Genomic DNA, 20,014 nt, shown 5'->3' with positions numbered 1-20,014 from the left:
CGTCGCCGACTTGGGCATACGGGACCAATGGTCCGCGTCCCCTCCGCCGTCACGAACGCCCTGCACCGCATCCGACGGGTCCCGCGGGCCCTCACCCGCCGTCACCGCACCCGCCGGCCCGCCGCCCCCGCGGCCGTGACCCTCGCGCCGCGGGCGCGCCCCTGGACCCGTGCCCTCGGCCTCGTGGCCGTGGTCACCCTCGGCGCCTGGCTCGGCCTGCTCGTGGTCGGCAACGTCCGTGTCCCGGTCGGCCCCATGAACACCACCATGACCCTGCGCCCCTCCCTCACCGGCGGCACGAAGATCAACATCTCCCCCCTGGGCGCCCTCCAACTCGACAGCCACATCGCCCCCGTCCGCCTCGACGTCAACGTCGACCAGCTCGACCCCGAGCGCTCCCAGGCCCTCGTCGACCACCCCGAACGCCTCTCCGGCCTCCAGGACGAGGTCGCCCAGGACATCACCCGCGGCACCGCCGACCTCGCCGTGCGCTCCTGCATCGCCGTCGTCACCGGGGCCACCGCCCTCGGCCTCGTCGTCTACCGCCGGCCCCGCCGGGCCCTCGCCGCGGGCGGCCTCGCCCTCACCCTGCTGGTCGCGTCCGGCGGCACCGCCTACGCCACCTGGAACGCCGACTCCGTCCTGGAACCGAAGTTCTCCGGCCTGCTCTCCTCCGCGCCCTCCCTCGTCGGCGACGCGCGCAGCATCGTGACCGAGTTCGACGTCTACCAGAAGGAGTTGGCCCGCCTCGTCACCAACGTGACCAAGCTCTACGACGCCACCTCCACCCTCCCCGCCTACCAGCCGGACCCCACCACCATCCGTGTGCTGCACGTCTCCGACATCCACCTCAACCCGGCCAGCTGGAAGATCATCGCCTCGCTGGTGGAGCAGTACCGGGTGGACGTGATCGTCGACTCCGGCGACACGATGGACCACGGCAGCGCCGCCGAGAACGGCTTCCTGGACCCCATCGAGGACCTGGGCGCGCCCTACGTCTGGGTGCGGGGCAACCACGACTCGCTCGTCACCCAGCGCTACCTCGAACGGATGAAGAACGTCCACGTCCTCGACGACGGCAGGGCCCGGACCGTCGCCGGACTGCGCTTCGCCGGCATCGGCGATCCGCAGTTCACCCCCGACCGTTCGAAGAGGGCCGGGGCCGAGGAGTCCCAGGAACTGGCGGGCGCCCGTCTCGCCTCCGCCCTGCGCGACCAGCGGACCGCCGGCACCCCGGTGGACGTGGCGATCGCCCACGAACCGTCCGCGGCCCGCGAGGTCGACGGCACCGTGCCGCTGGTCCTGGCCGGCCACATCCACCACGAGAAGACGGAAGTCATGCGGTACGGCACCCGGCTCCGCGTGGAGGGCTCCACCGGCGGCAGCGGCCTGCGCGCCATCGAGGGCACGTACCCCGACCCGATCGAGACGTCGATCCTCTACTTCGACCGCGACTCCCGGCGCCTCCAGGCGTGGGACTCGATCGAACTGGGCGGGCTCGGGCTGACGACGGCGGAGGTCAGCCGGCACCTCCCCGAGGAGAACCAGCCCGGCGCCGCCCCCTCACCGAGCCCGTCGCCGAGCCCGTCCACCGCCACGCCCTCGACGACCTCCCCGTAAACCGTTTTGGCGAACCCTCCCCCCATCCCATATGCTTCTCACGTCCCCGACGCGCTGCGAAGCGCCCAGGCGGGCCGATAGCCCTCATCGTCTAGCGGCCTAGGACGCCGCCCTTTCAAGGCGGTAGCACGGGTTCGAATCCCGTTGGGGGCACGCACCACCCTGTGCGACACTGTCGTACGACACGCTTGGTCCTGTGGAGCAGTTTGGAGTGCTCGCCACCCTGTCAAGGTGGAGGCCGCGGGTTCAAATCCCGTCAGGACCGCTGGTGTTTCACGTGAAACACCGCGGCTGGGTAGCTCAGTTGGTACGAGCGATCGCCTGAAAAGCGATAGGTCGCCGGTTCGACCCCGGCCCCAGCCACAGCAAAGGCCCCGATCATCGATCGGGGCCTTGTTGTGTGCCCCGGCAAAACCATTGGCCGCGAATTTCCGCAGGATGAGATCCTGGAGTCCGTATGTCTACGCACTCTGCCCCCACTCTCGGCTCCCTCACCCCCCGCCTCACCGAGCTGTCGCTGCGCGACGCGCACCGGCTCGGGCGGAGGCTGGAGGGTGCGCGCAAGATCCGTAAGCCGGAGGCCCGCGCCGCCGTTCTCGCCGAGATCGAGGCGGAGGTCGCCGGGGCCGAGGAGCGGATGACGGCCCGGCGCGCCCGGGTGCCGGAGATCCGGTACCCGGAGCAGCTGCCCGTCAGCCAGAAGAAGGACGCGATCGCCGAGGCCATCCGCGACCACCAGGTGGTGATCGTCGCGGGTGAGACCGGGTCCGGGAAGACCACGCAGATCCCGAAGATCTGTCTGGAGCTGGGCCGGGGCGTCCGGGGCATGATCGGGCACACCCAGCCCCGCCGGATCGCCGCCCGCACGGTGGCCGAGCGGGTCGCCGAGGAGCTGGAGACCCCGCTCGGGGAGGCCGTCGGCTGGAAGGTCCGCTTCACCGACCAGGTGAACCCCGAGGCCACGTTCATCAAGCTGATGACCGACGGCATCCTCCTCGCGGAGATCCAGACCGACCGCGAGCTGCGCGCCTACGACACGATCATCATCGACGAGGCGCACGAGCGGTCGCTGAACATCGACTTCCTGCTCGGCTATCTGGCGCAGCTGCTGCCGAAGCGGCCGGACCTCAAGGTCGTGATCACCTCCGCGACCATCGACCCGGAGCGGTTCTCCCGGCATTTCGGTGACGCCCCGATCATCGAGGTCAGCGGGCGTACGTACCCGGTGGAGGTCCGTTACCGCCCGCTGCTGGAGGAGGACTCGGACGACGCCGACCGCGACCAGATCACCGCGATCACGGACGCCGTCGAGGAGCTGATGGCGGAGGGGCCCGGGGACGTCCTGGTCTTCCTCTCCGGTGAGCGGGAGATCCGGGACACCGCGGACGCGCTCACCAAGAAGCGGTACCGGTCGACCGAGGTGCTGCCGCTGTACGCGCGGCTGTCGCACGCGGAGCAGCACCGGGTCTTCCAGCAGCACAGCGGCCGCCGGATCGTGCTGGCGACGAACGTCGCCGAGACGTCGCTGACCGTTCCGGGCATCAAGTACGTGATCGACCCCGGGTTCGCCCGCATCTCGCGGTACAGCCACCGCACCAAGGTGCAGCGGCTGCCGATCGAGCCGGTGTCGCAGGCGAGCGCCAACCAGCGCAAGGGCCGCTGCGGCCGTACCTCGGACGGCATCTGCATCCGGCTCTACAGCGAGGACGACTTCCTGTCCCGGCCGGAGTTCACGGACGCGGAGATCCTGCGCACCAACCTCGCCTCGGTCATCCTGCAGATGACGGCGGCCGGTCTGGGCGAGATCGAGAAGTTCCCGTTCATCGACCCGCCGGACCACCGCAACATCCGCGACGGTGTGCAGCTGCTGCAGGAGCTGGGCGCGCTCGACGCCGCGCAGAAGGACCCGCGCAAGCGGCTGACGCAGACCGGCCGCAAGCTGGCGCAGCTGCCGGTGGACCCGCGGCTGGCCCGCATGGTGCTGGAGGCGGACAAGAACGGCTGCGTCCGCGAGGTCATGGTCATCGCGGCGGCGCTGTCCATCCAGGACCCGCGGGAGCGGCCGGCCGACAAGCAGGCGCAGGCGGACCAGCAGCACGCCCGGTTCCGGGACGAGAGCAGCGACTTCCTGGCCTACCTCAACCTGTGGCGGTACGTCCGCGAGCAGCAGAAGGAACGCGGCTCGTCGTCGTTCCGGCGGATGTGCAAGCAGGAGTACCTGAACTTCCTGCGGATCCGCGAGTGGCAGGACATCTACACCCAGCTGCGGACCGTCGCCAAGCAGATGGGCATCCATCTGAACGAGGACGACGCCCCCGCGGACCACATCCATGTGTCGCTGCTGGCGGGGTTGCTCTCGCACATCGGCATGAAGGACGTGAAGGAGTCCAAGGACTCGGGTCAGGCCGGCCGCAAGGACGGCGGCCGCAACGAGTACCTGGGCGCGCGCAACGCCAAGTTCGCGATCTTCCCGGGGTCGGCGCTCTTCAAGAAGCCCCCGCGGTTCGTGATGTCGGCCGAGCTGGTGGAGACGTCCCGGCTGTGGGCGCGGGTCAACGCGAGGATCGAGCCGGAGTGGGTGGAACCGCTCGCGGAGCACCTGCTCAAGCGCACGTACAGCGAACCGCACTGGGAGAAGGACCAGGCGGCCGTGATGGCCTACGAGAAGGTGACGCTGTACGGCGTGCCGATCGTGGCACAGCGCAAGGTGAACTACGGCCGGATCGACCCGAAGGCCAGCCGGGAGCTGTTCATCCGCAACGCGCTCGTCGAGGGCGACTGGCGGACGCACCACAAGTTCTACGCGGACAACCGGCGGCTGCTGACCGAGGTCGAGGAGCTGGAGCACCGGGCGCGGCGGCGGGACATCCTGGTCGACGACGAGACCCTGTTCGACTTCTACGACCAGCGGATCCCCGAGCACGTGGTGTCGGGGGCGCACTTCGACTCGTGGTGGAAGCACAAGCGGCACGAGCAGCCGGAGTTCCTCGACTTCGAGCGCGAGATGCTGATCCGCGAGTCCGCGGAGGCCGTCACCAAGGCGGACTACCCGGACTCCTGGCGGCAGGGCCCGCTGAAGTTCCGGGTGACGTACCAGTTCGAGCCGGGTGCGGACGCCGACGGTGTCACGGTCCACATCCCGCTCCAGGTGCTGAACCAGGTGACGGACGAGGGATTCGACTGGCAGATCCCGGGCCTCAGGGAGGACGTGGTCACGGAGCTGATCCGCTCGCTCCCCAAGCCGATCCGCCGCAACTACGTGCCGGCGCCGAACTACGCGAAGGCGTTCCTGGAGCGGGCGGTCCCGCTCCAGGAGCCGCTCACCGTGACGATGGCCCGTGAGCTGAAGCGGATGGTCGGGGTTCCGTTCGAGGCGGAGGACTTCGACTGGTCCAAGGTCCCGGACCACTTGAAGATCACTTTCCGGATCGTCGACGAGCGGCGTCGCAAGCTCGCCGAGGACAAGGACCTGGAGGCGCTGAAGCTCAGTCTGCGGCCGAAGGCCCGCAAGGCCCTGTCCCAGGCGGCCGCCGCCACGGCGCAGCGCCAGGGCGGCGAGTCCCTGGAGCGCAAGGGGCTGACGGACTGGACGATCGGTTCGCTCACCCGGGTGTTCGAGACCCGTCGGGCCGGCCAGCCGGTGAAGGCGTATCCGGCGCTGGTGGACGACGGCGACACGGTGTCGGTGCGGCTGTTCGACTCGGAGGCCGAGCAGGCGGAGGCGATGTGGAAGGGCACCCGCCGGCTGATCCTGCTGGGCATCCCGGTGAACCCCGCGAAGTTCGCGTCCGAGAAGCTGACGAATCCTCAGAAGCTGGCGCTGTCCGCCAATCCGCACGGTTCCGTCCAGGCGCTGTTCGACGACTGCGCGATGGCCGCGGCGGACAAGCTGATCGGGGACTTCGGCGGTCCGGCGTGGGACGAGGAGTCGTACCGGAAGCTGTACGACAAGGTCCGCGCGGAGATCGTGGACACGACCGTCCGCGCGGTGGGGCAGGTGCAGCAGGTGCTGGCCGCCTGGCAGGCCTGTGAGCGGCGCCTGAAGGGCGTACGGAGCCCCGCGCTGCTGCCGAACCTCCAGGACGTGCGGGCGCAGCTGGACGGGCTCGTACGGCCCGGTTTCGTGACCGGGGCGGGGCTGCGCCGGCTGCCGGACCTGATGCGGTACCTGGTGGCCGCGGACCGCCGGCTGCAGCAGATGCCGGCGAACGCGCAGCGGGACACCACGCGGATGGCGAAGGTCCACGAGATGCGGGACGAGTACGCGTGGCTGCTGGAGCAGATGCCCCAGGGGCGGCCCGTGCCGCGGGAGGTCCTGGAGATCCGCTGGATGATCGAGGAGCTGCGGGTCAGCTATTTCGCCCACGCGCTGGGCACGGCGTACCCGGTGTCGGACAAGCGGATCGTGAAGGCGATCGACGCGGCGGTGCCGTGACCGGTCCGGCACGCAGGGTGAGTTCGACCAGGAGGCTTTCCCTCCTGTAGAGTCCTTCTCGCAGCGCAACGAGGGAATGGCGCCGCAAAACCTGGTCCTGTGGAGCAGTTTGGAGTGCTCGCCACCCTGTCAAGGTGGAGGCCGCGGGTTCAAATCCCGTCAGGACCGCAGAAGAAGAAGGCTCGTACCCGTCACCGGGTGCGGGCCTTCTTCGTGCTTCGGGCAGGTCGGCGGCGTCCCGCGGCGCGGGCCGCGTCGGCGGGCGCCGCTGCGCCGTCTTGACGGGCCCGCGTTCCCTCGGTACTCCAAGAGGCGGGCCTCTTCCCGTGTGGGCCCGCTGGGGGTGGCGTATGGCCGCATCGGCCAGGCACGAGACGCGGGCGCTGCTGCGCGCGCACCTGTCGGCCGCGTCGTCGTACCGGCATGTGACGCGCCACTGCCCGGTCTGCCACCGCCTGTTGCGGCTGGCGATGGCGTCCCCGTCCGGCGGCCCGGAGGCGGCCGAGGAACGGCCCGGCCCCAACGGGCGTCTTCTTTAGCGCATATGCCGGGGGCTCAACAAGCCGACTGGTATGTGACGGGTGTCACGGCATGAGTTTTGGGAAGGGCGGTACTTACGCCTCTCCTACAACCAGTCAATTTAATATGTGCAATTGCACCACTCGACGGGGTCCGTCCCGGCCGGCGCACAGGTGATCCCACAGCCGTCCCCAGAGTCCGACAAGCCCGCGCACGAGGCGCTCCCGGACTCCGTCCGCGCCCGTCCGGGCCGACCAGGGGCGCACAAAAAAGATCGCGCTGGACCCGGCGGAGTCCAGCGCGATCTACGACGCACCCTTGTTCAGTTGCCTGGAAAACTCTGTTCGGCGTGGGCCCGGGGCCTGTTGGGGCAGTCCCCGCGTCGCTTCGAGCCAAGGATCCCGGGCGTCTCGGCCAGTGGGGGACCAGCCGGTTCTGCCCGGTTTATTCAGTTGTTCAGGCCTCGCTGCGCTGCTGCGGAATGCCCGCGAGCAGTGCGCGGACCTCGGCTTCGCGGTAGCGGCGGTGCCCGCCGAGCGTGCGGATCGACGTGAGCTTGCCTGCCTTCGCCCAGCGCGTGACCGTCTTGGGGTCGACGCGGAACATGGTGGCGACCTCAGCCGGGGTCAGCAGCGGCTCGGCATCAGGGGTGCGAGCGGTCATGAGCGGCCTCCTCGGGAGAACCGAACCTTCTCGGTTCTTTCCTCTAAATTCTGCACCTTGACCCGCGTTGCCCGAAATGGCGGACGCGAGTCGAGTCGGTTATAGGACGAACGGCTTGTCCTCGGCACTACAACTACACCATCTGTCCAGCCACGTCGGCCAAACCGATGGAATTGCCCTCCCAGGTGTTCATCAGCCGCGGAAGCCGATGGACCATGCCATAGCGGACAGTCACGCCGCTGTGACGATCAGTCACAGCGGCGTTCAGGAGTCACCAGACCCCCCAAAGCGTGCAATGCTGAGATTCCGCCCATAGTCCAGCACAGCAGGACGGAGGAGTCCTCCCCGGACTCCTTGTCCTATTTTGGCATGAGGGGGGGCAAGCGGCGCAAGGGCCGCGTACGTGCGGTCCGTCACGCTTGACACGCTTGGGACATACGCCCGGATCGGGCCCTACGTCCACAGTCGCGCCCGGGCTGACGGAACCTCAGACACCTCAGAGCGATGACAAAACCCCAAGAAAGGCGTTTGGTCAAACGTCAGTTCGCCGAGCGCAGGTCGCGCACCGACCGCCAGCGCTCCACGAGGCGCCCGTAGGCCGCCCCGGCACCCTCCTCGTCGCCCCGGCGCAGCGCCGCGATCCCCTCGGCCACGTCGGCGGCCGAGTGGTCGCCCTCCAGCGCACCGGCCGGCAGGGCGTGCACCAGCCCGCCGTAGTCCAGCTCGACCACCGAGCGCGGGTGGAACTCCTCCAGCCACCGCCCGACGTCCACGAGGCCGTCGATCAGCAGGCTCTCCTCCATGGCGTCCCGCAGCGCCCGCAGGCCCCGGGCCACCCGCCTGCGGGCCTGCACCATGGGCGTCCGGTAGCGCAGCACGGGCGCCTCGTCGGCGGAGCCCTTGGCGTACTCCCGCTCCTCGTCCGCGAAGAGCACGAACCAGTTGATCGGCACCTGCCAGGTGGCGGTACGGATCCACGGCCGGGCGTCGGGGTTCTCGGCGAGCCAGCGCTCGTAGTCCTGGGTCGCCTGGTGCCGTACGACCGGGGGCAGCAGCGCGTCCAGGACCGGCAGCGGGAAGTCCTCGGCGAGCTCGCCCAGGGCCTGCCAGCCGCGCAGCCGGGTGCGCCAGGGGCAGACGCAGACCACGCCGTCGGCCTCCAGCACGAACGCGTCGTCGCTCTCGTGCACCGGCACCGCGACCGGCGGGGTGGGGGCCAGGCCGGCCAGGGCACGGCGGAGTTCGTCCTGGTAGGAGGGGCGGTCGGGGCGGCGGGCGTACCGGGCCCAGTGACCGCGTTCCGCTTCCGGGAAGGCGGCCAGCGGTTCGTACACGCGGAGGTAGGTCGCGTACGGGACGATCAGCGAGGACACCTTGGGCACGCCTGCTCCCTCCCCCGCGGACCGTTGCGAAAACCTGCCGGATCCCCCACCCGACCGGTGGGAAACCCCTGCAAATCGTCGCACGGCGGTACTCCGGTCGGAGGTGATCCACGACACGGTGACCCCAGCGGGCGCGGCAGGCTCTAATCTCGTGCTCACAGCCCCCGCCACCCGTACGGGGAGCCCACCCCACCCGCCGCTACTTACTCAGGAGTCACCACAGTGACCGACGTATCTGACGGCGTCCTGCACACCCTGTTCCACTCGGACCAGGGGGGTCACGAGCAAGTCGTGCTCTGTCAGGACCGTGCCAGTGGCCTCAAGGCCGTCATCGCCATCCACTCCACCGCCCTGGGCCCCGCCCTCGGCGGCACGCGCTTCTACCCGTACGCCACCGAGGAGGAGGCCGTCGCCGACGCGCTGAACCTCGCGCGCGGGATGTCGTACAAGAACGCCATGGCCGGTCTGGACCACGGCGGCGGCAAGGCCGTGATCATCGGCGACCCGGAGCGGATCAAGAGCGAGGAGCTGCTGCTGGCCTACGGCCGGTTCGTCGCCTCGCTCGGCGGCCGCTACGTCACCGCCTGCGACGTCGGCACCTACGTCGCCGACATGGACGTCGTGGCCCGCGAGTGCCGCTGGACCACCGGCCGCTCCCCCGAGAACGGCGGCGCCGGCGACTCCTCGGTGCTCACCGCCTACGGCGTCTACCAGGGCATGCGCGCCTCCGCCCAGCACCTGTGGGGCGACCCCTCGCTGCGCGACCGCACGGTCGGCGTCGCCGGCGTCGGCAAGGTCGGCCACCACCTGGTGGAGCACCTGCGCGCGGAGGGCGCCGAGGTCGTGATCACCGACGTGCGCGAGGACGCCGTGCGCCGGATCCTCGAGCGGCACCCCGAGGGCGTCACGGCGGTCGCCGACACCGAGGCGCTGATCCGCACCGAGGGCCTGGACATCTACGCCCCGTGCGCGCTCGGCGGCGCGCTGAACGACGACACCGTGCCGGTGCTGACCGCCAAGGTGGTCTGCGGCGCCGCCAACAACCAGCTCGCCCACCCGGGTGTGGAGAAGGACCTCGCCGACCGCGGGATCCTCTACGCGCCGGACTACGTGGTGAACGCCGGCGGGGTCATCCAGGTCGCCGACGAGCTGCACGGCTTCGACTTCGACCGGTGCAAGGCGAAGGCGGCGAAGATCTTCGACACCACGCTCGCCATATTCGCACGTGCGAAGGACGATGGTATTCCGCCGGCCGCCGCGGCCGACCGGATCGCCGAGCAGCGGATGGCCGAGGCCCGCTCGGCGCGCTGAGGTCCGCGAGGGCGCCCGGCCGCGGACGCCCTCGCACATCTGATCGGTACCCGTCGGCGGGCACTTGGAGAGAACTCTCACTTCTCCCGGCGGGTCGACCTCCAATAAGTGGTTAAAATCGCGGTTGACCAGCGAGGACGGGGCGCCTCGAAGGTCCTGGGCGCGGGCACGTCATGCGGGCGACGTACCGTATGGGCGCGGGCTCAGGTACCGTGGAAGCCCTACGGACCGGACTTTCCGCGGAGAGTCCGTTCTGGACCATGAACGCGTGTCAAGACTCTGGGGCCGTCGAGCCCCGTCGTTGAGGGGGTCGAGCCATGGGGCGCGGCCGGGCCAAGGCCAAGCAGACGAAGGTCGCCCGCCAGCTGAAGTACAACAGCGGTGGGACTGATCTCTCACGCCTGGCCGAGGAGCTGGGCGCATCGCCTTCGAACCAGCCACCGAATGGTGAGCATTTCGAGGACGATGAGCAAGACGACGATCTGTACGCACGGTACGCCGACCTCTATGAGGACGACGACGAGGACGAGGACGGCCCGTCCTCGCAACAGCGTCGCGGCGCTTGACCTTGCGCTGAGCATGAACCCGGTCGGTGACCCCGGTCACCGACCGGGTTCAGTGTTGCCCGCACCGACCGGGCCGGCCCGTGCGACCGTGCTGCCCGCACGCGTTCCGCGCGGGCAGCTTCGGGGTGCTCAGCTCGCGTAGTCACCGACGAGGGCAGCGCCCTCGGCGTGCTCGCCGCGGTCGGTGATCTCACCGGCCACCCAGGCGTCCACACCGCGGTCGGCCAGCGTCGCGAGTGCCACGTCGACGGACTCCTGGGGCACGACCGCGATCATGCCCACGCCCATGTTCAGCGTCTTCTCCAGCTCCAGGCGCTCGACCGAGCCGGTCCGGCCGACCAGGTCGAAGACCGGGGCGGGGGTCCAGGTGGAGCGGTCGACGGTCGCGTGCAGCCCGTCGGGGATCACACGGGCCAGGTTGGCCGCGAGGCCGCCGCCGGTGACGTGGCTGAACGCGTGCACCTCGGTGGTGCGGATCAGGGCCAGGCAGTCCAGCGAGTAGATCTTGGTGGGCTCCAGCAGTTCCTCGCCGAGGGTGCGGCCCAGTTCGTCGATCCGGCTCTCCAGGGCGAGCCCCGCCTGGTTCAGCAGCACGTGCCGGACCAGCGAGTAACCGTTGGAGTGAAGGCCGGAGGACGCCATGGCGATGACCGCGTCACCCGTACGGATGCGGTCCGCGCCGAGCACCCGGTCGGCCTCCACGACGCCCGTACCGGCCCCGGCGACGTCGAAGTCGTCCGGACCCAGCAGGCCGGGGTGTTCGGCCGTCTCGCCGCCGACCAGGGCGCATCCGGCCAGCACACAGCCTTCGGCGATGCCCTTGACGATCGCGGCGACCCGCTCGGGGTGGACCTTGCCGACGCAGATGTAGTCGGTCATGAACAGCGGCTCGGCGCCGCACACCACGATGTCGTCCATGACCATGGCGACCAGGTCGTGGCCGATGGTGTCGTACACGCCCAGCTGCCGCGCGATGTCGACCTTGGTGCCGACGCCGTCCGTGGCGGAGGCGAGCAGCGGACGGTCGTAGTTCTTCAGGGCGGAGGCGTCGAAGAGGCCGGCGAAGCCGCCGAGGCCGCCGAGGACCTCGGGGCGCTGCGTCTTCTTCACCCACTCCTTCATCAGCTCGACGGCGCGGTCGCCCGCTTCGATGTCGACGCCCGCCGCGGCGTAGCTGGCACCAGTGTTCTGGGACATGACTGTGAGAGCTTTCGTGTCGTCCGTCAGGGCTTACGGGCGGCGGATCGCGTCGACCGCGGCCGGGGCGGCGGTGCCGGCGGCCAGCTCGGTCTCCAGGAGCTGCTTGCCGAGGAGCTCGGGGTCGGGCAGCTCCATCGGGTACTCGCCGTCGAAGCAGGCGCGGCACAGGTTCGGCTTGGCGATGGTGGTCGCCTCGATCATGCCGTCGATGGAGATGTACGCCAGGGAGTCGGCGCCGAGCGAGGTGCCGATCTCCTCGATGGTCATGCCGTTGGCGATGAGCTCGGCGCGGGTGGCGAAGTCGATGCCGAAGAAGCAGGGCCACTTCACGGGCGGCGAGGAGATCCGGATGTGGACCTCGGCGGCGCCGGCCTCGCGGAGCATGCGGACCAGGGCGCGCTGGGTGTTGCCGCGCACGATGGAGTCGTCGACGACGACCAGGCGCTTGCCCTTGATGACTTCCTTGAGCGGGTTCAGCTTCAGGCGGATGCCGAGCTGCCGGATGGTCTGCGACGGCTGGATGAACGTCCGGCCGACGTACGCGTTCTTGACCAGGCCGGCGCCGAACGGGATGCCGGAGGCCTCCGCGTAGCCGATGGCGGCCGGGGTGCCCGACTCCGGGGTCGGTATGACCAGGTCTGCCTCGACCGGGGCTTCCTTGGCGAGTTTGCGGCCCATCTCGACACGCGAGAGGTACACGTTCCGGCCGGCGATGTCGGTGTCCGGGCGGGCCAGATACACGTACTCGAAGACACAGCCCTTGGGCTTCGCTTCCGCGAATCGGGAGGTGCGCAGGCCGTTCTCGTCGATGGCGACGAACTCGCCCGGCTCGATCTCGCGGACGTAGCTGGCGCCGCAGATGTCGAGGGCGGCGGACTCGGAGGCGACGACCCAGCCGCGCTCCAGGCGGCCGAGGACCAGCGGGCGGATGCCCTGCGGGTCCCTGGCCGCGTAGAGGGTGTTCTCGTCCATGAAGACGAGGCTGAAGGCGCCCCTGACCTTGGGGAGGACCACGTGAGCGGCCTGCTCCACGGTCACCGGCTCGCCGTCGGCGGCGCGCTGGCCGGCCAGCAGGGCGGTGATCAGGTCGGTGTCGTTGGTGGCGGCGACCTTCGGGGCGCGGCCGTTCTCCTTGGGCAGCTCGGCGACCATGCCGGCGAGCTGCGCCGTGTTGACCAGGTTGCCGTTGTGGCCGAGCGCGATGGATCCGTGCGCGGTCGCGCGGAACGTCGGCTGGGCGTTCTCCCACACGGAGGCACCGGTGGTCGAGTAGCGGGCGTGTCCGACCGCGATGTGACCCTGGAGCGAACCGAGAGAGGTCTCGTCGAAGACCTGGGAAACCAGGCCCATGTCCTTGAAGACGAGGATCTGGGAGCCGTTGCTGACCGCGATTCCCGCGGATTCCTGGCCCCGATGCTGGAGGGCGTAGAGCCCGAAGTACGTGAGCTTGGCGACCTCTTCACCCGGAGCCCAGACACCGAAGACGCCGCAAGCGTCCTGGGGGCCCTTCTCGCCGGGGAGCAGGTCGTGGTTGAGTCGTCCGTCACCACGTGGCACGCCTTTGAGTGTAGGCGAGATCGCCCACTGGTCCGAATGCGGGATGCGGCCGCCATAGTGGATCAGCCCTCGGCGACGGCGCGGACCTCTGTCCCGTTTTCGCTGGTCAGCGTGAGCGTGCGGTGATCGATGGAGTAGGCGAGCGTGCCGCCGAAGAGCTTGGTCAGGGCCTTCTCGCTGTCCATGAGTGAGTCTTCGCACATCATTCGGGTCAGGGACGGCACGCCCAGGGTGATATGCCCGTCGCGTACGGTGGCCGCCGCGTTGACCTGGTTGCAGCCGAGGCTGCCGGAGACGGTGCCCTTCCGCTCGTCGAAGGTGAGGTGGGCGCGGCTGTCGGTGGCGGGGGTGGTGACGGTCCACTTGGTGCCGGCCAGGGGCGCGTCCTTCGCCTCGCTGAGGCGGACGGTGTCGCCGGAGTCGGTGGTGAGGGTGAGGCGGTCGTCGTTCACGTCGGCCTTCAGGGCGCTGTCGGCGAGGGTGTGGGAGAGGACGCGTTCGAAGTCCATGGGCCGGTCGTCGCAGGCCATCTCGGTGGACGCGGCGTCGCTGAGGCTGATCCGGTCCCCGTCGACGGCGGCCTTGGCGCTGAAGGTGTTGCAGCCGTAGCTGCCCTCCGCCCGGCCGTCGTCACCGAGGGTGACGTGGGCGCTGCCGGGGGCCCGGTGGGTGGTGCCGTCGACGGTGACGCTGTCGACGCTCCAGCGGATGCCGGTGACCGGTCGCTCCACGTCGGCGGTGCCGCTGCCCGCGTCCGCCCGTTCACTGCCACAGGCCGCCGCGAGCGGGACGAGCACGGCGACTGCCATCAGGGTCATGCGCTGCTGGTGCTTCTGCCTGTACATGCCGATTCGACGGAAGCGGGGAGCGGGCGGTTCCCCTTCGATCCGGTCCGGTCCGGTGCCGTCCGGTCCCTTCCGGTCCTGTCCTGTCCGGCCCTGTCCGGTCCTGTCCGGTCAGGGGATCACGTCAGCAACGGCAGGTACGGCCCCAGGTCCGCCCGCTCCCCGCTCGCGCCCACCCGGGCGTCGGCCACGGCGTCCGGCCAGGCCGTGCGCCCGGTGGCCAGGCGGATCCAGGTGAGCGGGTCGGTCTCGACGACGTTCGGCGGGGTGCCGCGCGTGTGCCTCGGCCCCTCCACGCACTGCACCACCGCGTACGGCGGGATCCGCACCTCCGTCGAGCCGCCGGGGGCCTTGACCGCGAGCGCGTCGGCCAGCAGCCGGGTGCAGGCGGCCAGGGCCTGGCGGTCGTGGGGGATGCCGAGGCCGGGCACGGCGGCGTTGAGGTCGTCGGTGTGGACGACGAGCTCGACGGTGCGGGTGACCAGGTAGTCGGCCAGTGGGAGGGCGCCGGCACCGGTCGGCAGTAGCCGGCCGCCGGGGTGCGCGTCGAGGCGGGCGGTGAAGCGCCGCTCGACGTCGGCGAGGTGGGCGTCGAGGTCGGGGTGGTCCGCCGCCAGGCGGCGGGCGGTACCGGCGATGGTGTCCGCGTCGGCGGCGATCGCGAACGGCCAGTCGAGCAGCCGCGCGTCCTGCCGCGCGGGCTCGGGCTCGTCCAGCAGCCGGTCCACGGCCGTCAGCGCCATCCCGCAGTGCGCCACCAGTTCCCGCACCGTCCAGTCACCGAGCCGTGTGGGCAGCGCGAGCTGCTCGGGGGTGAGGGTGCGCACGGCCTCCCGCACGTGCCCGAACTGGGCCAGCACGGCGGCCCGGGTCCTGGCGGGGTCGTAGGAACGAGCGCGCTTCTTGGCCGGTGGCATGGCGGCAGCCTAAGGCGTCACGCGGGGGCGGCCGACGCCGGATCGGCCACGTCGAACGACTCGCCGTTGCGGGGGACGCCCAGGCCGCGCCAGGTGAACGGTATGCCGCGGGCGGTGTCCGGGTCGGGACCGTCCATCAGCTGGAAGTGCAGGTGCGGCTCGGTGGAGTTGCCGGAGTTGCCGCAGGCGGCGATCACGTCCCCGGCGCTCACCCGGTCGCCCTCGCGCACCGTGAGGGAGCCGCGCCGCAGATGGGCGTAGGCGGCGTGGGTGCCGTCGCCGAGGTCCAGCACCACGTGGTTGCCGAGGATCCGGCGGACTCCCGACATCTCGCGCACCGAGCCCTCGATCAGCATCAGGTACAGCAGCGCGGGCAGCGAGGTCCGGCTGAGGTGGTCGCGCTGCCGGTCGTCGGCGCGTACGACCCGGGCGTCGGCGACGGCTCGCAGGGGAGCACCGAACGCCGGGAAGGCGGCCGGGCGGCGGGCGGGCGGCCACAGCAAGGAGAAGCCCGGACGGGCGCCCGGCCCGGGTTCGGCGAGGACGTCTATGGCGTAGGTCTGGCCGTAGGCGTGCAGCCCGTGGCTCGGGGTGCGGTCGGCCGGGCTGTTCAGGGCGGTCCAGCGGCCAGTGACCGGCGGGTCGACCTCGACCGGCGCACGGACCGAGCCGGGGGCGTCCGGAGCACCGCCCCACCTGTTCACCACGATGACGAGGGCGTAGGCCAGGGCCAGCGGCAGCAGGTTCCACCACCAGGCGTAGCCCCAGCCGAAGGCGATGTGGGCGGTCACCAGCCCGATGAAGCCGATCTGCAGACCGCGGAAGGCGGTCTGGGCGAGTTTGCGCGCGGACATGTTTCCCCCTTGTCCTGTGTGCCGGCGATGGTCAGGGACGCGCCGCCGACAGCGTCACCAGCAGCGGTACGACCCGTCCGGGTGGAACCTCGTAGCGGCCCCGGCCCGTGGCGTGCAGCCAGCCGGCACCGGTGAGCTGGCGGAGGTGGTGGTAGATCTGGCCGGTCGTGCCGATCTCCTCCAGCTCCGCCAGGTCCGCCGCGGTGCGCCGGCCGCCGACTATCTCGCGGAGCAGCCGGAGCCGCACCGGATGGCCGAGCGCGGCGAGCGCCTCGGCGGCGTCCGGCCACTCGTAGGCCAGCAGCCCGTCGGTGAGCGCGCCGTGCTGCCACTCGTACTGCTCGCCGGTCGGCAGCCGGACCGCGCCGGTGAACAGCACGCCTCCGTCGGCGGCCCGCAGCTCGGCGAGCTGCTCCTTCAGCCCTTCGAGGGCCCAGAAGTCGCCCTCGCCGAGCCGGGGGGCGGCGCGGTCGGCCGCTTCCAGTGCCGCCAGCCGGCGTTCGAGATCGGTCATGCGCTTTTCGAGTTCCACACCCACGAGATTACGTAACTACGTAATGACGCACAAGACCCTGGCGTCGAGGACCTCGGTACGCCGAAGCCCCCGCCCGGTGGACCGGACGGGGGCTTCGTGCGTCGAGCGGGCTCCTGACGATCAGGCCAGCAGCGCCGGGATCGTCGCCTCGTGGGTCTCGCGGAGTTCGGCCAGGGTGAGGGAGAACTCGCCCTGGAGCTCCACGGTGTCGCCGTCGATCACGCCGACGCGGGTGGCCGGGAGGCCGCGGGCACCGCACATGTCGTTGAAGCGGACCTCCTCCGAGCGCGGCACTGCGACGATCGCGCGGCCGGCCGACTCGGAGAACAGGAAGGTGAACGCGTCCAGGCCGTCCGGGACGACCAGACGCGCGCCCTTGCCGCCGAGCAGCGCCGACTCCACGACCGCCTGGATCAGACCGCCGTCGGACAGGTCGTGCGCGGAGTCGATCATGCCGTCGCGGGAGGCGGAGATCAGGATCTCGGCCAGCAGGCGTTCGCGCTCCAGGTCCACCTTGGGCGGCAGGCCGCCGAGGTGGTCGTGGATCACCTGGGACCAGGCCGAGCCGCCGAACTCCTCCCGCGTGTCGCCGAGCAGGTAGAGGAGCTGACCCTCCTCCTGGAAGGCGACCGGGGTGCGGCGGGCGACGTCGTCGATGACGCCCAGCACGGCCACGACCGGGGTGGGGTGGATGGCCACCTCACCGGTCTGGTTGTAGAGGGAGACATTGCCGCCGGTCACCGGGGTGCCGAGCTGCAGGCAGCCGTCCGCCAGACCGCGCACGGCCTCCGCGAACTGCCACATCACGGCCGGGTCCTCCGGCGAGCCGAAGTTCAGGCAGTCGGAGACGGCCAGCGGCTTGGCGCCGGTCGTCGCCACGTTGCGGTAGGCCTCCGCCAGCGCGAGCTGGGCGCCGGTGTACGGGTCCAGCTTGGCGTACCGGCCGTTGCCGTCGGTGGCGATCGCGACGCCGAGGCCGGTCTCCTCGTCGACGCGGATCATGCCGGAGTCCTCGGGCTGGGCGAGGACGGTGTTGCCCTGCACGAAGTGGTCGTACTGCTGGGTGATCCACCGCTTGGACGCCTGGTTGGGCGAGCCGACCAGCTTCAGGACCTGGTCCTTCAGCTCCTCGGACGTCTGCGGGCGGGGCAGCTTGTTCGCGTCGTCCGCCTGGAGCTCGTCCTGCCAGGACGGGCGGGCGTAGGGGCGCTCGTAGACCGGGCCGTCGTGCGCGACGGTGCGCGGGTCGACGTCGACGATCTTGCCGCCGTGCCAGAAGATCTCCAGGCGGTCGCCGTCGGTCACCTCGCCGATGACGGTGGCGATGACGTCCCACTTGTCGCAGATCTCGAGGAAGCGGTCGACCTTCTCGGGCTCGACGACCGCGCACATGCGCTCCTGCGACTCGCTCATGAGGATCTCCTCGGGCGAGAGCGTGGAGTCGCGCAGCGGGACGTCGTCGAGGGTGACGCGCATGCCGCCGGAGCCGTTGGAGGCCAGCTCGCTGGTCGCGCAGGACAGGCCCGCGGCTCCCAGGTCCTGGATGCCGACGACGAGCTTCTCCTGGAACGCCTCCAGGGTGCACTCGATGAGCAGCTTCTCCTGGAAGGGGTCGCCGACCTGGACGGCGGGGCGCTTCGACGGCTTGGCGTCGTCGAAGGTCTCGGAGGCCAGGATGGAGGCGCCGCCGATGCCGTCGCCGCCGGTGCGGGCCCCGTACAGGATGACCTTGTTGCCGGCGCCGGACGCCTTGGCGAGGTGGATGTCCTCGTGCCGCATGACGCCGATGGCACCGGCGTTGACCAGCGGGTTGCCCTGGTAGCAGGCGTCGAAGACGACCTCGCCGCCGATGTTGGGCAGGCCCAGGCAGTTGCCGTAGCCGCCGATGCCGGCGACGACGCCGGGCAGGACGCGCTTGGTGTCGGGGTGGTCCGCGGCGCCGAAGCGCAGGGGGTCGACGACGGCGACCGGGCGGGCGCCCATCGCGATGATGTCGCGGACGATGCCGCCGACGCCCGTGGCCGCGCCCTGGTAGGGCTCGACGTAGGAGGGGTGGTTGTGCGACTCGACCTTGAAGGTGACCGCGTAGCCCTGGCCGACGTCGACCACACCGGCGTTCTCGCCGATGCCGACGAGCATCGCGTCGGACTCGGGGGCCTTCTCGCCGAACTGGCGCAGGTGGACCTTGCTGCTCTTGTACGAGCAGTGCTCGGACCACATGACGGAGTACATGGCCAGCTCCGCCCCGGTGGGGCGGCGGCCGAGGATCTCCACGACCCTCTCGTACTCGTCCTTCTTCAGGCCCAGCTCGGCCCAGGGCAGCTCGACGTCGGGGGTCGCGGCCGCGTGCTCGACCGTGTCCAGAGGCGTCCGGCTCATGCGTTGACCAGCTTCTTGAGGATCGACGTGAAGAACGGCAGGCCGTCGGTGCGGCCGGTGCCGATCAGCGGCTCGACGGCGTGCTCGGGGTGCGGCATCAGACCGACGACGTTGCCCGCCGCGTTGGTGATGCCGGCGATGTCGTTGAGCGAGCCGTTGGGGTTGAAGTCCACGTAGCGGAAGGCGACCCGGCCCTCGGCCTCCAGCTCGTCCAGCGTCCGCCGATCGGCGACGTAGCGGCCGTCCATGTTCTTCAGCGGGATGTGGATCTCCTGGCCGGCCGTGTAGTCGGTGGTCCAGGCGGTGTCCGCGTTCTCCACCCGCAGCTTCTGGTCGCGGCAGATGAAGTGCAGGTGGTCGTTGCCCAGCATGCCGCCGGGGAGCAGGTGCGCCTCGGTGAGGATCTGGAAGCCGTTGCAGATGCCGAGCACCGGCAGGCCGGCCTTGGCCTGGTCGATGACGGAGTCCATCACCGGCGAGAAGCGGGCGATGGCACCGGCCCGCAGATAGTCGCCGTACGAGAAACCGCCGCAGAGCACCACGGCGTCGACCTGCTTGAGGTCCTTGTCCTTGTGCCAGAGGGCGACGGGCTCGGCGCCGGCGACGCGGATCGCGCGCTGCGTGTCCCGGTCGTCGAGACTGCCCGGGAAAGTGACGACGCCAATACGAGCGGTCACTTCGCGGCCTCCGCGACTTCCTCGACCCGGACGGTGAAGTCCTCGATCACGGTGTTGGCGAGGAAGGATTCCGCAAGATCGTGGATACGGGCGAGCGCGGCCTCGTCGACCGGCCCGTCAACTTCCAGTTCGAATCGCTTTCCCTGACGGACGTCCGAGATCCCCTCGAAACCCAGTCGCGGCAGTGCGCGCTGCACCGCCTGGCCCTGGGGGTCGAGGATCTCCGGCTTGAGCATGACGTCGACTACGACGCGTGCCACTGGCACTCCCGGTGTGTGGTGCTGAGCAGGTTCCTTCAGACTACCCGCACAAAATTTCTACGCGGGTAGAGTTGTAGGAATCTACGTGACCCCGATCACGATTCGGCATCGCGGGGAGACGGCTGGGAAAAGATCCGGGAAAGATCCGCGTTCACCCGCTCACCGCTATTGCGCAGCGGACACGCGGACAGATTTAGTCGGGCTTCACATTGCAATGCCGGGCACTGTACAAATGAATTGTCATTAGCAGATACTTTGCCCGATTACAGGCGAACAGCCGACATCTCGGCGACG

16 protein-coding genes and 4 tRNA genes are annotated in these 20,014 nt (G+C 70.3%); 9 read left to right on the top strand and 11 right to left on the bottom strand.

What is annotated here, in order from left to right; translation table 11 throughout:
- Window positions 1-27: 27 nt before the first annotated feature.
- The 7 genes from FHX78_RS18065 to FHX78_RS18035 all read left to right on the top strand — a co-directional run bounded on the left by FHX78_RS18065 (window position 28) and on the right by FHX78_RS18035 (window position 6,594).
- Complete coding sequence (locus tag FHX78_RS18065) at window positions 28-1,620, top strand: metallophosphoesterase family protein (RefSeq protein ID WP_167531789.1); 1,593 nt, start codon at window positions 28-30, stop codon at window positions 1,618-1,620.
- An 80-nt stretch (window positions 1,621-1,700) separates the two neighbouring features.
- A tRNA-Glu gene (locus FHX78_RS18060) sits at window positions 1,701-1,773 on the top strand.
- Window positions 1,774-1,810: 37 nt separating this feature from the next.
- Window positions 1,811-1,885: transfer RNA gene (locus FHX78_RS18055), tRNA-Asp, on the top strand.
- A gap of 24 nt (window positions 1,886-1,909) precedes the next feature.
- Window positions 1,910-1,983, top strand: a tRNA-Phe gene (locus tag FHX78_RS18050).
- 94 nt (window positions 1,984-2,077) lie between these two features.
- Window positions 2,078-6,055: an ATP-dependent RNA helicase HrpA gene (gene hrpA / locus FHX78_RS18045; RefSeq protein WP_145868465.1), complete on the top strand. Its 3,978-nt coding sequence runs from the start codon at window positions 2,078-2,080 to the stop codon at window positions 6,053-6,055.
- A 93-nt stretch (window positions 6,056-6,148) separates the two neighbouring features.
- Window positions 6,149-6,223: transfer RNA gene (locus tag FHX78_RS18040), tRNA-Asp, on the top strand.
- Between the two features lie 182 nt (window positions 6,224-6,405).
- On the top strand, window positions 6,406-6,594 hold the full coding sequence (locus FHX78_RS18035) for a DUF6274 family protein (RefSeq protein WP_145868464.1): 189 nt from the start codon (window positions 6,406-6,408) through the stop codon (window positions 6,592-6,594).
- A gap of 436 nt (window positions 6,595-7,030) precedes the next feature.
- Here the strand turns inward: FHX78_RS18035 and bldC are convergent, their stop codons facing one another.
- Together bldC and FHX78_RS18025 are read right to left on the bottom strand one after the other, a co-directional pair.
- Window positions 7,031-7,237, bottom strand: a complete 207-nt coding sequence (gene bldC, locus FHX78_RS18030; RefSeq protein ID WP_003949541.1) for a developmental transcriptional regulator BldC — start codon at window positions 7,235-7,237, stop codon at window positions 7,031-7,033.
- A 539-nt stretch (window positions 7,238-7,776) separates the two neighbouring features.
- The gene (locus FHX78_RS18025) at window positions 7,777-8,619 is read right to left on the bottom strand and encodes a DUF8083 family protein (RefSeq protein WP_145868463.1); all 843 of its coding nucleotides are present in this window, start codon (window positions 8,617-8,619) and stop codon (window positions 7,777-7,779) included.
- 222 nt (window positions 8,620-8,841) lie between these two features.
- Here FHX78_RS18025 and FHX78_RS18020 point away from each other — a divergent pair, with 222 nt between their 5' ends.
- A complete protein-coding gene (locus FHX78_RS18020; RefSeq protein ID WP_145868462.1) occupies window positions 8,842-9,930 on the top strand; it encodes a Leu/Phe/Val dehydrogenase in 1,089 nt (362 codons plus the stop codon).
- Between the two features lie 317 nt (window positions 9,931-10,247).
- Complete coding sequence (locus tag FHX78_RS18015; protein WP_073933448.1) at window positions 10,248-10,496, top strand: DUF3073 domain-containing protein; 249 nt, start codon at window positions 10,248-10,250, stop codon at window positions 10,494-10,496.
- A 129-nt stretch (window positions 10,497-10,625) separates the two neighbouring features.
- On the opposite strand, the gene purM is transcribed toward FHX78_RS18015, so the two are convergent.
- The 9 genes from purM to purS form a co-directional block, all read right to left on the bottom strand.
- Window positions 10,626-11,693 carry a phosphoribosylformylglycinamidine cyclo-ligase gene (gene purM, locus FHX78_RS18010; protein ID WP_145868461.1) on the bottom strand — a complete coding sequence of 356 codons (1,068 nt, stop codon included), beginning with the start codon at window positions 11,691-11,693 and terminating at the stop codon, window positions 10,626-10,628.
- Window positions 11,694-11,726: 33 nt separating this feature from the next.
- Entirely contained in the window at window positions 11,727-13,253 is a 1,527-nt protein-coding gene (purF, locus tag FHX78_RS18005) for an amidophosphoribosyltransferase (RefSeq protein WP_145868460.1), read from the bottom strand.
- Window positions 13,254-13,315: 62 nt separating this feature from the next.
- Window positions 13,316-14,098 carry an META domain-containing protein gene (locus FHX78_RS18000; RefSeq protein WP_145868459.1) on the bottom strand — a complete coding sequence of 261 codons (783 nt, stop codon included), beginning with the start codon at window positions 14,096-14,098 and terminating at the stop codon, window positions 13,316-13,318.
- A 119-nt stretch (window positions 14,099-14,217) separates the two neighbouring features.
- Window positions 14,218-15,015, bottom strand: coding sequence for a maleylpyruvate isomerase family mycothiol-dependent enzyme (locus FHX78_RS17995; RefSeq protein WP_145868458.1), 798 nt, complete (start codon window positions 15,013-15,015; stop codon window positions 14,218-14,220).
- 17 nt (window positions 15,016-15,032) lie between these two features.
- Window positions 15,033-15,869, bottom strand: coding sequence for a M23 family metallopeptidase (locus FHX78_RS17990; protein ID WP_145868457.1), 837 nt, complete (start codon window positions 15,867-15,869; stop codon window positions 15,033-15,035).
- A 31-nt stretch (window positions 15,870-15,900) separates the two neighbouring features.
- A complete protein-coding gene (locus tag FHX78_RS17985; protein WP_229924123.1) occupies window positions 15,901-16,401 on the bottom strand; it encodes an ArsR/SmtB family transcription factor in 501 nt (166 codons plus the stop codon).
- Between the two features lie 123 nt (window positions 16,402-16,524).
- On the bottom strand, window positions 16,525-18,783 hold the full coding sequence (gene purL / locus FHX78_RS17980) for a phosphoribosylformylglycinamidine synthase subunit PurL (protein WP_145868456.1): 2,259 nt from the start codon (window positions 18,781-18,783) through the stop codon (window positions 16,525-16,527).
- Entirely contained in the window at window positions 18,780-19,460 is a 681-nt protein-coding gene (gene purQ / locus FHX78_RS17975; RefSeq protein ID WP_145868455.1) for a phosphoribosylformylglycinamidine synthase subunit PurQ, read from the bottom strand. The genes purL and purQ overlap by 4 nt, the downstream gene beginning before the upstream one ends.
- On the bottom strand, window positions 19,457-19,720 hold the full coding sequence (purS, locus tag FHX78_RS17970; RefSeq protein WP_006133353.1) for a phosphoribosylformylglycinamidine synthase subunit PurS: 264 nt from the start codon (window positions 19,718-19,720) through the stop codon (window positions 19,457-19,459). The genes purQ and purS overlap by 4 nt, the downstream gene beginning before the upstream one ends.
- Between the last annotated feature and the right edge of the window lie 294 nt (window positions 19,721-20,014).

The sequence above is a fragment of the Streptomyces capillispiralis genome (genome assembly GCF_007829875.1).
GTDB classification, from domain to species: Bacteria; Actinomycetota; Actinomycetes; order Streptomycetales; family Streptomycetaceae; genus Streptomyces; species Streptomyces capillispiralis.
Note: the sequence above shows the minus strand (reverse complement) of the source record. Positions and strands in the feature narration are given on the sequence as shown.

Coding starts and splice junctions, on each gene's coding strand:
- FHX78_RS18065 (WP_167531789.1), top strand. CDS start 28: ATGGTCCGCGTCCCCTCCGCCGTCACGAACGCCCTGCACCGCATCCGA.
- hrpA (WP_145868465.1), top strand. CDS start 2,078: ATGTCTACGCACTCTGCCCCCACTCTCGGCTCCCTCACCCCCCGCCTC.
- FHX78_RS18035 (WP_145868464.1), top strand. CDS start 6,406: ATGGCCGCATCGGCCAGGCACGAGACGCGGGCGCTGCTGCGCGCGCAC.
- bldC (WP_003949541.1), bottom strand. CDS start 7,237: ATGACCGCTCGCACCCCTGATGCCGAGCCGCTGCTGACCCCGGCTGAG.
- FHX78_RS18015 (WP_073933448.1), top strand. CDS start 10,248: ATGGGGCGCGGCCGGGCCAAGGCCAAGCAGACGAAGGTCGCCCGCCAG.
- purM (WP_145868461.1), bottom strand. CDS start 11,693: ATGTCCCAGAACACTGGTGCCAGCTACGCCGCGGCGGGCGTCGACATC.
- FHX78_RS18000 (WP_145868459.1), bottom strand. CDS start 14,098: ATGTACAGGCAGAAGCACCAGCAGCGCATGACCCTGATGGCAGTCGCC.
- FHX78_RS17995 (WP_145868458.1), bottom strand. CDS start 15,015: ATGCCACCGGCCAAGAAGCGCGCTCGTTCCTACGACCCCGCCAGGACC.
- FHX78_RS17990 (WP_145868457.1), bottom strand. CDS start 15,869: ATGTCCGCGCGCAAACTCGCCCAGACCGCCTTCCGCGGTCTGCAGATC.
- purL (WP_145868456.1), bottom strand. CDS start 18,783: ATGAGCCGGACGCCTCTGGACACGGTCGAGCACGCGGCCGCGACCCCC.